Annotated in this window: 14 protein-coding genes; 8 read left to right on the forward strand and 6 right to left on the reverse strand. The window is 53.3% G+C overall.

Going from position 1 to position 13,015, the window contains the following annotated elements; genetic code table 11:
• Positions 1–266 precede the first annotated feature (266 nt).
• A complete protein-coding gene (locus ACFE8Q_RS15490) occupies positions 267–686 on the reverse strand; it encodes a hypothetical protein (RefSeq protein WP_375446314.1) in 420 nt (139 codons plus the stop codon).
• 182 nt (positions 687–868) lie between these two features.
• Here ACFE8Q_RS15490 and ACFE8Q_RS15495 point away from each other — a divergent pair, with 182 nt between their 5' ends.
• On the forward strand, positions 869–1,975 hold the full coding sequence (locus ACFE8Q_RS15495; RefSeq protein WP_375446315.1) for a Nif3-like dinuclear metal center hexameric protein: 1,107 nt from the start codon (positions 869–871) through the stop codon (positions 1,973–1,975).
• Between the two features lie 116 nt (positions 1,976–2,091).
• Positions 2,092–2,847 carry a zinc ribbon domain-containing protein gene (locus tag ACFE8Q_RS15500; protein WP_375446316.1) on the forward strand — a complete coding sequence of 252 codons (756 nt, stop codon included), beginning with the start codon at positions 2,092–2,094 and terminating at the stop codon, positions 2,845–2,847.
• Between the two features lie 121 nt (positions 2,848–2,968).
• Here ACFE8Q_RS15500 and ACFE8Q_RS15505 read toward each other — a convergent pair whose 3' ends face one another.
• Positions 2,969–3,634 carry a PepSY-like domain-containing protein gene (locus ACFE8Q_RS15505; RefSeq protein ID WP_375446317.1) on the reverse strand — a complete coding sequence of 222 codons (666 nt, stop codon included), beginning with the start codon at positions 3,632–3,634 and terminating at the stop codon, positions 2,969–2,971.
• Positions 3,635–3,719: 85 nt separating this feature from the next.
• Positions 3,720–4,328 (reverse strand): SGNH/GDSL hydrolase family protein, encoded by a 609-nt coding sequence (locus ACFE8Q_RS15510; protein WP_375446318.1) that lies wholly within the window; start codon positions 4,326–4,328, stop codon positions 3,720–3,722.
• A 231-nt stretch (positions 4,329–4,559) separates the two neighbouring features.
• Between ACFE8Q_RS15510 and ACFE8Q_RS15515 the strand changes: the two genes are divergently transcribed.
• From ACFE8Q_RS15515 to ACFE8Q_RS15540, 6 genes are all read left to right on the forward strand, one after another.
• Entirely contained in the window at positions 4,560–5,168 is a 609-nt protein-coding gene (locus ACFE8Q_RS15515) for an RNA polymerase sigma factor (protein WP_375446319.1), read from the forward strand.
• Entirely contained in the window at positions 5,158–6,930 is a 1,773-nt protein-coding gene (locus tag ACFE8Q_RS15520) for a hypothetical protein (RefSeq protein ID WP_375446320.1), read from the forward strand. Before ACFE8Q_RS15515 ends, ACFE8Q_RS15520 begins: the two co-directional genes overlap by 11 nt.
• A gap of 69 nt (positions 6,931–6,999) precedes the next feature.
• A complete protein-coding gene (locus ACFE8Q_RS15525; protein WP_375446321.1) occupies positions 7,000–7,170 on the forward strand; it encodes a hypothetical protein in 171 nt (56 codons plus the stop codon).
• Positions 7,171–7,339: 169 nt separating this feature from the next.
• Entirely contained in the window at positions 7,340–7,969 is a 630-nt protein-coding gene (gene aat, locus ACFE8Q_RS15530; RefSeq protein ID WP_375446322.1) for a leucyl/phenylalanyl-tRNA--protein transferase, read from the forward strand.
• Between the two features lie 70 nt (positions 7,970–8,039).
• The gene (gene proB / locus ACFE8Q_RS15535; RefSeq protein ID WP_375446323.1) at positions 8,040–9,074 is read left to right on the forward strand and encodes a glutamate 5-kinase; all 1,035 of its coding nucleotides are present in this window, start codon (positions 8,040–8,042) and stop codon (positions 9,072–9,074) included.
• Between the two features lie 17 nt (positions 9,075–9,091).
• Positions 9,092–10,342: a glutamate-5-semialdehyde dehydrogenase gene (locus ACFE8Q_RS15540; protein ID WP_375446324.1), complete on the forward strand. Its 1,251-nt coding sequence runs from the start codon at positions 9,092–9,094 to the stop codon at positions 10,340–10,342.
• 11 nt (positions 10,343–10,353) lie between these two features.
• Here ACFE8Q_RS15540 and ACFE8Q_RS15545 read toward each other — a convergent pair whose 3' ends face one another.
• The 3 genes from ACFE8Q_RS15545 to ACFE8Q_RS15555 form a co-directional block, all read right to left on the reverse strand.
• Positions 10,354–11,253: a LytR/AlgR family response regulator transcription factor gene (locus ACFE8Q_RS15545; RefSeq protein WP_375446325.1), complete on the reverse strand. Its 900-nt coding sequence runs from the start codon at positions 11,251–11,253 to the stop codon at positions 10,354–10,356.
• Positions 11,254–11,270: 17 nt separating this feature from the next.
• Positions 11,271–11,894, reverse strand: coding sequence for a rhomboid family intramembrane serine protease (locus ACFE8Q_RS15550; protein WP_375446326.1), 624 nt, complete (start codon positions 11,892–11,894; stop codon positions 11,271–11,273).
• Positions 11,895–12,022: 128 nt separating this feature from the next.
• Positions 12,023–12,994: a polyprenyl synthetase family protein gene (locus tag ACFE8Q_RS15555; protein WP_375446327.1), complete on the reverse strand. Its 972-nt coding sequence runs from the start codon at positions 12,992–12,994 to the stop codon at positions 12,023–12,025.
• Between the last annotated feature and the right edge of the window lie 21 nt (positions 12,995–13,015).

Here is a 13,015-nt window from a genome sequence, read left to right on the forward strand (position 1 = left end):
TGTACCAAGTCAAAACATCACCTTATGAAGCTATGCAACAAAGCCTCTTCATAAACAATGGTAAGACTGAGAACGCAGCCTCTTGCTGACGACCGAGTGCCTGATCTCTGACGAGCCAGAAGAAGCGCCAGCCGGTGGCGGTCACGCCCACGGCGGTGGCGGTATGGGCGGCATGATGTAATCTGCCCCCTTCGCTTATACGCGAAACGCCCCTGGCTACACAGTCAGGGGCGTTTCGCTTTTTACTACAACCTGATTTCGCCGAGTTACTGGGTCGACAAAACTGTTTGGCCACCTGGGTAGGAGACATCGATGTTGTCTTCGGCGGTGATAAATACCCGCTTGGGTTCTGTAATGGCTGTAGCGCTCATAGTGGCTTTCAGCGCTTTAGACAAAAGCCCTGTCGATGGAGTAATCTGCCCTAACTTCTTCGCTGTTTCGTCGCGCGTTTCCATCCAGACGACGTACACATCCTTGGGTGGGCTCAACCTCTTCGATTCTGCCAGATTCAGCACATTCACGGTGATCACGTAGTTTTGGTTTTTGTCCTTTTTCACGTCCACATTTCCGGTAGCACCTGGCACGACAGACGAATTGACAAAATTCAGCTTCTTGCCACAAGCGCTGAGGAGCAATGCTATGGCAAGTATGGCGGCGATTAAATTGCTTGTTTTCATGCGATTCATACGTTAGTTATCAGGCTGATAAGGCCCTACTGTTTACTAACAAGGCATAACAGGATGTGGTTATTCTATTTACGCATCACAGTGCCCCGATTGCCAAATCCTACCATATGATTCAGACTCACCGGCACAACGAATCGACCGGTAGTTGCCCTACAAAAGCCTCCGCTCCTACCTTTGCGACTATGACAACGCCATTGATTCGTGACTTGACGCGCTACCTCGACGCCTGGGCACCGCCCGCTTATCAGGAATCGTACGACAACGCCGGGCTGATTGTGGGCGACCCGAACGTACCTGTGACGGGCGTACTGGTCTCGCTCGATGCCACCGAAGCCATTGTTGATGAAGCCATTGCAATGAATTGTAACGTCATTGTGGCGCACCACCCGATCGTGTTTAAGGGCCTGAAAAAACTGAACGGCAAGAATTACGTGGAGCGAACGGTGATCAAAGCCATCAAAAATGACATCGCCATTTTTGCCGCTCACACCAACCTCGACAGCGTAGCGGGGGGCGTCAATTACCACATTGCCAGTCGACTTGGTTTACAGAATGTCCAGATTCTGGCTCCAAAAGCCCAGACCCTGAGCAAACTGGTTGTTTACGTACCCGATGCCGATCTTCCCGCTGTTTTGTCAGCTATGTATGAAGCTGGTGCGGGGCAGATTGCCAATTATGACCATTGCTCATTCCGGGTGGGCGGCATAGGTACGTTCCGGCCACTCGACGGCGCAAACCCGGTGGTTGGCGAAATAGCCAAAGATGAAACAGTGACCGAACAACGCCTTGAAGTGGTATTGTCAACGTACCTGGAAAGTGCTGTTGTTCGCGCCATGCAGCAGGCCCACTCCTACGAAGTGCCCGCCTATGATCTGTACACCCTGAGTAACGTGAACCAGACCGTGGGCTCAGGTGCTGTTGGTGACCTGCCGGAGCCAATGGACGAACGTACCTGGCTGGCGCATTTGAAAACGACGATGAACGCGACGGTGGTCCGGTACACACCCTTGCGCAACAAGCCCGTGCAACGCGTAGCAGTCTGTGGCGGTGCGGGTAGTTTTTTGCTACCCGACGCTATTCGGGCAGGTGCCGACGTATTTGTCACGGCTGACTACAAGTACCACGAATTCTTTGACGCCGATAGCCGTATCGTCATCTGCGATATTGGGCATTATGAGAGTGAGGTATTTACCAAAGACCTGATTGCCCAGCATTTGAGGGATAAATTCACTACCTTTGCGGTAATTTTAGCGGTTACTGACACCAATCCGGTTCGGTACTTCTTTTAGATAGAGCAAAGAAGCAGGAAATTAAGAGACCAGATGTAGGCAGTAGTTAGTCGTCTCGTTCTCCTATCTTATTTCTCACTTCTCTCAGTATACATTTTAAAACATCACTCCTCCGAATGGAACTAACGGTAGCGCAAAAGTTAGACGCACTTCTTAAACTGCAGGCCATTGATTCTCAGTTAAATGATATTCGCAAAATGCGGGGCGATCTACCCGAGGAAGTTCGCGACCTGGAAGACGAAATTGCCGGTTTCGAAACGCGCATTGGCAAATTCAACAGCGAAGTAAGCTCCCTTCAGGATGAAGTAGACCGCCACAAGGGTATTAAAAAAGACGCCGACAAGCTCATTGCCCGCTATAAAGAGCAGCAGATGAACGTGCGCAACAACCGCGAATTCGACGCCATCACGAAAGAGATTGAATTGCAGTCGCTGGAAATGGAATTGTCGGACAAAAAGATTGCCGAGTCGCAGTTTCGGATGCAGGGCAAGCAGGAAGAGATCAACACCACGCAGGAATCGCTCAATCTTCGGAAAGAAGACCTGAAGATGAAAAAGCAGGAGCTTGATCAACTGGTGGCTGAAAGCGAAGCCGACGAGCGGACCCTTTCGCTGGAACGCGACGAGCAAGCCAAAAACGTAGAAGCTCGCCTGCTATTATCCTACGACAAGATTCGGAACAACGCCATCAATGGATTAGCCGTTGTAACGGTTCGCCGGGGTGCCTGTGGTGGTTGCTTCAACGTGGTTCCTCCACAGCGGCAGGCCGATATTAAAGACAAGAAGAAAATCATCGTCTGCGAACACTGCGGCCGAATACTAGCCGATGTTGACGCCATCGTTGAGCCCGTAGCCGTTGGCCGCGGTCGGTAAGAAACGGTTTTTGTTGTAGAACCAAAAATGGCCCGGAGGATATCCTCCGGGCCATTTTTGGTTCTACAACAAAAACCTGTAAGGTCTCTTTTTCAGACCTTATACGGTTAGGCTGATTCAATCAACCCGGCCCTTTATGGCCTTTGGGTGGTGCCTGTAGGTTGCCATTGACATCAAAGTGCACCTCGCTCGTTTTGCCGTTCAGCGTATACCGAACATCATAAAACAGTACAGCACCGGTAGTGGCATCGGTCACAACTTCGGCCCGCACGAGTGTATAGCCCGCAAAGGTGGCGGTCATGTATGCAGTAACGGGAGCCGGTAATAGTTTAGCATCGGCGAGCACCGTGCGAATCGGCGGTGTGCGGTCGCCTTTCGGGCCACCGGGCCCGCCCGGACCGCCGCCTTTGGGGCCATTACCAGGACCCTGCAGCAACGTACCTGCACTATCGAAATGGAGTTGACGCATTTTACCATCCAGCGTAAACTGAATTTCGTAATAGGTAGCACCGTCACGATCAATTCCCTTCTCGGCCTGCACAAACGTATACGATCCGTACGTACTGGTCAAATAAGTAAAAACGGCCGCAGGCACCGTTGCTTTGTCAACTACCGTTTCGCTGCAAGGCTTGCCGGTTACCGCCGTAGCATTGTTGGGGTTGCCTACGCGAGCCAGCGAGGCAATGATTGTGGCTTCGTCGTCCTGAGGGCTAACGGAATTACTTTGTTGGGTGCAGGCGGCCACCGCTACTAGCAGGGCCAGACCAAACATCAATTTGTGTAGCATACTAAATGGTTATTTTGAAAAGTGAAAAGAGATTAAGGTAAGCGCAGGCACCCAGTCGATTAATGACCAGACAGGGCAGTAAAGGTTACGGCCATAGGGTATAGGTAGGTTCAGTGATAAACGTATGCAGTTCGCTGCCCATCAGCTCATGCGCAACAGTGCTGAGCCTATCCGCAGAACCTGCCTGGAATAACTCGTCGCCACCCGACAAGTGCTGGCTTACATCGAAGAACGGCACCTGCCACTCCCGGCTTTCCTGCACATAAACGGCGCGCATCAACTGCACCAGTTGTTGTTCAAGTTCTTTTCTATGTGGCAAAGGAGACACCAACACAACCTGACGGTTGCAGACACGTACCTGCAATAGCACCTTTACCAGTTGCTCGCGAAGCGTTTTCAATTGGGCAAAGCGGTGGCTTCCCAGCCAGAGTCTGGCCCGCATCATCAACCGGCCAACGGGCTTATCAGGAAGCCAGTCAAGTGGCGAATCGAATTGAAGCAAAATCAGATCGTAAGCAGACAGGCGCAGTTTAGGCAGCAGCCGACTGGCTTCTGCCATACTGACCGGGCGGTAATCAATTTCGACCGGGTGTCTGCTTGATCGAAGCCGACGAGCAAACTGCGCCACGTAGCTTTTACCGGTGGGCAAACCCGGCCCGCAAGCCTGTGTACTGCCCAGAATAAGTATGTTCATCGTGTTGGTGAGTGTTGTCTATTATAGAGCAGGAGGAAGCAGTCAATGCGGTGAGCTGCCCACTATGAAACATTACGTAAGCCTTCTGCTGACCGTTGCAGGACCGTAGGTATTTTTTTAGTTTAGTAGCTGTGTAAAAAGTTGTTATAGTGAGGCCATCGGTGCAACAGGGCTCGCGTCTCCTGCGTACGGTATAGTACGAAGTGTGTTTCATTTAATCTGCCAACGCTCGTGTTTTTTCGACGCCGTTCTTCTTTCACCGATAACGACCTGCTGAGTGTTATCGAAGCTTGCCGAACAAACGACGTTCGGGCCCAGCGAACGCTGTTCCGGCAGTACTATAGTTACGCCAAGAGCGTTTGTCTGCGGTATATGGCCAACGTCGATGAGGCCGACGATGTGCTGAACGAAAGCTTCCTGAAAGTTTTTCAGCATCTGGGCTCCTACGATACCTCGTTGCCTTTCAAAGCCTGGCTGCGAACAATTGTGGTAAACACAACGATCAGTTATCACCGCAAGCATCATAAGCTCGACACGGTTTCTTTATCACCGGCAACCGGCAGCAGCCCGCCGCCAGACATACCCGTTCATGAAACGGCCGTTGACCAACTGGCAGCCGAAGAAATTCTGGCCCTGGTGCAGCAGTTGCCGCCCATTCACCGAACTGTTTTTCTCATGCACGTAGTTGATGGCTACAGCCTGCGCGAAGTAGCCGACAATCTCAACGCCAACGAGGCAACCATACGATCTCATTTTTTGCGGGCCCGCGTTCGCCTGCAGGAGCTAGTCACCACCGCCTCTTCATCTTCAAAACGTCCGTCACAATTCTATGAAAACTGATCCGTTTGACGACGCCATCCGCCGGAAACTAGAAGGGGTCAACCCGCCGTTCCAGGAAAAAAACTGGACCCAGTTTCAGCGGTTCATGGGTAGCCAGGGATTTCCCCCCTCGCTGTGGCAAACGCCTACGCGCTGGCTGCAACCCGCCCTCATGGCCGCCGCCGTAGCAGGCATGGTCATCACAACCATCTGGCAGTACCGCACTACGCAGTCGCTGACTGAACATGTGCAGACGCTGACCAAAACGGTTGAACGGATGGAACATGTGCAGACACGCCTGCAACAGTCATTGACCGCAATGGCCACCGAACACCCCCGCGTTGATACCGTGTATCTGACGCAGTCGGCCCGCCCTGGTTCGTCTGTCATGCGGGGTATCAATGCCTATGACGAACCCTACACAGTCTATTCGCCTCGCACAAGCCGCCAGCGGGCAGCCGAAGCAACCCTTTCGGTGGCTGGCGAACCTGCCTATCCGGCACCACTAACCCGCGCCGACCGGCAACGTACCCAGCCACAGTCATCTGACCGGATAGCCAGCCGGATTCAGCGGTTGGGCGATACAAGGCAACTGGGAACAGGCCAAGCCAACCCGGCCAATCAGATGGTTCCGGGTCAATCTGAATCAACCAGTGACCAGCCAGCAACGGAGCAACCCCAGTCAGCTTCTGATCGGTTGGTAACAGGTCGGGCCAACCCAACGTCGACTCCTGCAACGCCCGATCAATCCCGCTACACAACCGCTCCCGTCAGCTCAATCCCGATTCCTCCTGAATCAGCCAGGATAGGTACACGCCGGACAGGCCGCCCGGATATTGTACGAAACAACAGCCGACTTTCTGAGTACCAATCATCGAATTCAACCAGTACTTCATCCCGATCGAATGACCCAACTCTTTACACTACTTCAGTAACCAATCAGGTACGTACCACCAAAACAGAAACGGTCGATCCAGCTATTACTGCGCTTGGTTCACTGGCCAGTGTGCAACCGTTGACGCCCCTGGCTTTGTCGGGCCCATCTGAGGCACTTGCCGAAAGCTGGCAACGGCACCTCCGCCGGGTACGTTACCGGTCGCCCTATACAACCACGATGGGGGCTACGGTAGCCGCCGTAGAGCCCGCCTCGCCGGCCCAGCACACCACTCCGCTACCCATCACCTTCCGGCTAGGCGCAGGCGGCGAGATCGGCACGGCGCAATCGGGAATAGGTGTCTATGGCGAAGCAATCGTGGCTGACCGCTGGACAATAGGCACTGGCCTGAGCCACATCAACTGGGCTGGCGACGCCTACGCAACGGAACAGGTATTCATGGCTAAAACGAAACGTGATTTTCGGAAAGACTATCCCGGAAGCACGCAGCCTGTACTAATCGGACCCGGTTTGCCCCGTAAAGTGATGGACATTAGCCGGGTGGGGCAATCGCTGGTGATTCCGCTGCAAGTTGGCTACCGGATCAGCCTGGGCAAAAACTATGTCCTTACTCCATTCGTAGGCTTGAATCTGAGCCTGAATCCACGCGAAACAGTTACGTATGCCTTTGATTTCTTTAACCCCCGCGATGAAGTCAGGGAAAACCTGACAGTAAGACGCCCGGCGTTATGGTATAGTAGCGGAGCCATAGGCGCTGGTATGGAGCGGCAGTGGGGCCGGTTTACGGGGCAGGTAAGCCCGGTAGTCATGGTTCCTCTGGCTGATGTCGACGCCTGTCTGAACTCGCTCTCTGTTGGCCTGCGTGGACGGCTTTTTTACCGGTTTTGAACCCACCGTACTTGCCATTTTAGACAAAACCCTGTAGTTTAGTAGACTTTCTCTTTTACTAACCTACATATGAACCGTACCGACCTATTAAAGTTGCTCAGCTTTGTGCTGGTTATTCAGCTTCTGTTCACTGCCCTCCGTTATTTTGTTGGGTATGAAGCGCCTCCAATGTTAACAAGCGGCGTAACAGCCGGTGTCATGTCTGTCTATTTTGCCCGGCAGCGGCGAAAATCAAAATGAACATTACGGAACTACACTGACCAGAATCGGTGTAGTTTTTTTTTGCCCTGGCCAACATCAGGGTCAGGCCAGATTAGTCGTTCCAGACAAAACTTAACGACCTGTCAGCTTGTTGGTTAGCCGGAGTTTTCTATAACTTTGTTAAAACAGGGTGTCCCTTTCGGATTTCATGAACAAGCTAACCGCCGACGATCTCATCTACGGTTATATCAACGGCATCTTTCCGATGGCCGACGCCGACGGTACGCTCTACTGGTACTCGCCAGACCCCCGCGCCATTATTCCACTCGATACCTACAAACCGGCCAAATCGCTGCGACCAATTCTAAACAAACGCCTGTTCGACATTCGCATCAATGCTGATTTTGAACAGGTTATGCGCCATTGTGCCGTGCCCCGCTCGGAAGATGACAGCACCTGGATTTCGGACGAAATTATTGACGCCTATACCGAACTACACCGGATGGGCCTGGCTCATAGCGTAGAAACCTACATCGACAACCAGTTGGTAGGCGGCTTGTATGGCGTAGCGATTGGCTCAGTTTTCTTCGGCGAATCCATGTTTCACCACGTACCCAACGCCTCGAAAGTAGCGTTTCATCACCTGATCATGATCCTGCGTGAGCAGCAATTCCAGTTGCTCGATACCCAGTTTATCAACGATAACGTAAAACGCTACGGTGCCATCGACATCAGCAAGCGCGACTATACCGATCTACTAAAAAAAGCGCTCCGCCACAAGGCTCGTTTTACAGAACCCGCCATCGAGCACCTGTTCAAAAGCCACGCCGGTGATTGACATGTAAGTCGTACACGGCTGGTGCCGTGTACGACATGGCACCCTTGAACTTTGGACGTACTTTTGCCCCATGTCCCTTCCCGTTCTTGTCATTAAATTTGGTACCGCCTCCATTACGTTGCCCGGCGGTGAATTGAATAAACCCGCTATGGTCGATATCGCCCGGCAGGTAGCAGCACTCCATACTCAGTACCATATTGTGCTCGTCTCATCGGGGGCGGTGGGGGCTGGCCGTGGTAGTATCAGCAACTACAAAGGCGAAATCAGCCAGCGGAAAGCCGCGGCGGCCGTGGGCAATCTCCGGCTTCTTAACCTGTACAGCCGTTTCTTCGATGTGTACGGTATCACCGTAGCACAGAGCCTTTGCGAACGGCATCACTTCGCCAACCGCGACCAGTTCCTGCAATTGAAAGATACCTACGAAGAGTTGTGGAGCAACGGCATTGTGCCGATTGTGAACGAAAACGACGTGGTGAGCAACCGGGAACTGAAATTTTCGGATAACGATGAACTGGCCACCCTGCTGGCCGTTGGCTTTGGTGCCGATGTGCTCATGCTGTGTACGTCGGTTGGCGGCCTGCTCGACCCCGATGGCAACCTGATCCGGCACGTACCCCGCCTCACTGAAGCAGTCTTTGGCGTAGTGCGAACCGATAAATCATCGATGGGCCTGGGCGGGATGGCCTCCAAACTGACGTTTGCCAAACTGGCTACCCGCATGGGTATCCGGGTGGTCATTTTCGGATTGACCGAGCCCGACAGCATTCGCAAAGCACTGGACGGCAGCATTGGCACACAGATTGAACCCCAGCCAATGACCCTGTCGGCCCGAAGCCGCTGGCTGGGTAGCGGCAGCCTGGTAGTAGGCCGCGTTCGGGTCGATGCGGGCGCGGCGGCGGCCCTGCAACGCAGGAATAGCCTGCTGGCGGTTGGTGTAGCCGAGATTTTGGGGGAATTCTCGGCCGGTGAGGTCATCGAGATTGTCGACGAAACCGGTAATGCGCTGGCAGTAGCCCAGGCCCGTATCTCCTCCTTCGACCTGGCCAATCTAACTTCCCGACAGAATATAGACGTGGCCAATGCCAACGACATCGTACTTTTGTAGAAATCAGTAGTGCATTTATGACACCGATCACTCCCCTTCTTCAGGCAACGCAACAGGCCGCTTCGGCGATACGACGGCTGAGTAGCGACGAAAAAACACGCTTGCTCAACCGCCTGGCCGACGTGCTGTTGACCAATACGGCGTCTATTCTGGCCGAGAATCAACGTGATCTGGATCGTATGCCCGACACCGATAGCAAGAAAGATCGCCTGCGCCTCACCGAAGCCCGCGTTAAAGACCTTGCCGATAGCTTACGGCAGGTAGCGGTGCTGCCCGATCCGGCTGGTGTGGTGCAACTGGAGCGTGAACTGGAGCCAGGACTGACACTGAAGAAACTGGCGGTTCCGCTGGGTGTGGTGGGCGTTATTTACGAATCGCGGCCCAACGTCACGGTCGATGTGGCGTCCCTTTGTCTGCGGTCGGGCAATGCCTGTGTGCTGAAAGGGGGAAAAGAAGCCGATTTTTCAAACCGGATACTGGTGAGCCTCATTCAGGGCGTGCTCGCCGAATTTAACGTACCTAAAGAAGCGGTGTTGCTCCTGCCGCCCGACCGGGCCGTGGTAAATGAGTTACTAACCGCCACCAGGTACGTTGATATCATCATTCCGCGTGGCTCCGAATCGTTGATTCAATACGTTCGAACGCATTCAAAGATTCCGACCATCGAGACGGGCGCGGGCGTTTGCCATACCTACGTTGAGCAATCGGCCGATCTGGACATGGCCGCCCGAATTGTCGTCAACGCCAAGGTGTCGCGCCCATCCGTCTGTAATTCGCTCGATGGCGTGCTGGTCGACGAAGCCGTTGCAGGTACGTTCCTGCCGCGTCTGATTGAGGGTTTTCTGGCGTATCAGGTCGAAATTTTTGCCGACGAAACCAGCTATGCTATTCTGGAGCAGGCGGGCTACCCCTACCTGCAACACGCGCAACCGGCTGATTTTGGCCGCGAGTTTCTGGACTATAAATGCGCCGTGAAGGTTGTTTCGGGTCCCGATGAGGCCCTGTCGCATATTCAGGCGTATTCATCAAAGCATTCAGAAGCGGTCATTTCAACGAATCAGGCGCTGATTGATCGGTTTCTGACCGAAGTGGATGCCGCGGCGGTCTACGCCAATGCCTCGACCCGATTTACCGACGGCGGCTGTTTTGGATTAGGTGCCGAGATTGGCATTTCCACGCAAAAACTGCACGCCCGCGGACCATTTGCGCTCGAAAAACTCGTCACCGAGAAGTGGGTCGTGACCGGAACAGGGCAAATTCGGGGGTAAGGTCAGATTGGCTACTGCCCTTTCAACTGCGCCACCAGCGTGTCGTTGTATTTGCGGGCTACCGGCACCGTTAGTTGCCCATCAAGCAGGTGCAGTTTGTAGCCCTGCGCATTGCCCGACACGCGCTCAACCTGATCGAGATTGACGACGTACGACCGGTGGCAGCGCACAAATGGCGCGCCTTCGCCGAGTTGGGTTTCGAGGCGGGTCAGGCTGCTTCGCATCAACTCTTTAGCGAGCCGGCCGTTTTTCAGGTAAAAAATGGTGCAGTAATTATCACTCGATTCGATGGCCAGCAAGTCATCGCGGTTTAGTTGCAGTGTATCTTTTTCGTTTTCGGCGACAAACAAAACCTGTTGACTGCCAATGGGTTGCTGCGCCGGAACCGGCATGGCAACTGGTACGCGTTCAGTATCAACGGGCGGTTCGGGCGCGGTTTTATGCAGTATAAAATGAGCGGCCTGCTGCTCGTACTTCCGTAGCTGAACAATGTAGTTGGTCAGCACAACGCCTACAGCCGGAAAAATGCCCAGCAAGAACGTTATACCGATAGTCCAAAGCCAGCCGCCTTGCGTCGACAAGCCAGCTAACCAACTCATGTATAACCTATTGGCTATAGCAATGCAGAGAATCAGCGTCAGGATTTTAGCAATTTCACGGCCTACCGTCCAGTGCTCTTCGGCAAAATAACGCGGCAGCAGCCGGGTTCCCCGATCAAAAAGGATCATCACGCCCGTGGTGACCGCCCCAAATCCCAGCACCTTAAACATTTTGTCGGATGTATGCCAGTCCGAAATGCCGAAGGGTTGAAAAAGCAGCAGGAACCCGCCCACAAACGCCCCGATAACCCACTCGTTTCCCGCTGATTCAGGAACAGGATACGGCTGACGAAACAGTTTGCCCAGGTTCATAACGGTTGACTAGTAAGTCAGAATGGTCTCCACTGCAACACTTGTTCAACAAATCCGGGAATGGCGGGTGGATAGGCAATGGCCATAAACACAATACCAAACAGCCCACCATACAAGTGAGCGTCATGGTTGACGCCCGAATCGCCCCGGCGAGCAGCGTAGTATGAATAAGCCAGATAAATGAACGCAAAAATAAAGCCCGGAATAGGCACTGGAATAAAGAAAAAGTAAATGGGCGTGAGCGGCAGGATCAGGATGGTGGCGAAAATAATGGCCGATACGCCACCCGATGCCCCCAGCGAATTATAGCCTGGACTGTTTTTGTATTTCATCAGTGTTGGAATGTCCGAGATAACAATGGCAATCAGGTAAAAACCGACGAGCACAGCCCCACCCAGGTTGCCAAACAGCTCTCCGAAAATACGCTCTATTCCCTGCCCGAAAAAGTAAAAACTGAGCATATTGAAAAACAGATGGCTCATATCGGCATGCAGAAAACCGGACGTGACCAGGCGGTGGTATTCGCCCCGTTTCGCCACGGCATACGGGTTCATGATCCACCGATCCATCACGGCTGGGCTATTCCACCCCCACAGGCTGATAGCGACGGTAACGGCAATAAGAAGCAGGGTTATTGACATAATAAAGGGTTAGAGAAATGTCATTTATGGTCATTAAGTGGTCATTCGCTACGCTGTCATTGATCGAGTTAGCCAACGAATGACAGCGCGGTGTAATGACCACTTAATGACCATAAATGACATTTTAGTTAGCTTTCCCGCTCCACCAGTTGATGGGCGAAGGAGAGTAAAACGTCCTTTCGGGCAGGGTCGGCGGTAATCTGTTCTAAATTGGTGAATCCTTTGGCAAAATAGTCGGCGATACGGGCTTCTGCTAATTCACGAATGCCTAACTCGTTATAAATGGTAGTCACCGCATCGACCTTATCCGACTTATCGAATACGTCCCGATTCATCCAGTCGGTGAGTTCGAGACGTACCTGGCCTTCAGCGCGTTCGAGCGCTTCGATCAGCAGGAAGGTTTTTTTGTTGGCAATGATATCGCCGCCGACCTGCTTACCAAACTTGGCGGGGTCGCCGTATACATCGAGCAGATCATCTTTCAGTTGAAAGCCAATACCAATATTCACCCCGGCATCGTACAGGCGCTGGGTGCTGCTGGCGTCGGCTCCGGCTACGATGCCGCCCACTTCCATAGCAAACCCCAGTAACACCGACGTTTTGAGCCGGATCATGTCGATGTACTCCGCCTCCGACACGGTATCGCGGCTCTCGAAGTTCATGTCCATCTGCTGGCCTTCACACACCTCGGCGGCCGTCTGGCTAAACCGCGACAGCACCTGCCGCAGGTACGTTGGTTCCACGTCGAGCAGTTGCTCATAGGCTTTCACCAGCATCACATCGCCGGAAAGAATGGCAATATTGGTGTTCCACTTTTCATGAACCGTTGGCTGTCCGCGTCGCAACGGGGCCTGGTCCATAATATCGTCGTGCAGGAGGGTGAAATTGTGGAATACCTCAACGGCCACGGCGGGTTTAAGGGCTTTCTGCCAGTTGTCGGTAAAGAGCGACGCGGTCAGTAACGTCATCAGCGGGCGCATGCGCTTGCCGCCCAGGCTCATAATATACCGAATTGGATCGTAAAGTTCGGCCGGTGACTGACCGTATGGGGTTTGCTCGAATTGGCTAAGTAGCGCGTCGGCTAACTGATTGGGGGTCATTGAGTAAAAGGTCCGCTTCGT

The sequence above is a fragment of the uncultured Fibrella sp. genome, from assembly GCF_964250085.1.
Lineage (GTDB): Bacteria > Bacteroidota > Bacteroidia > Cytophagales > Spirosomataceae > Fibrella.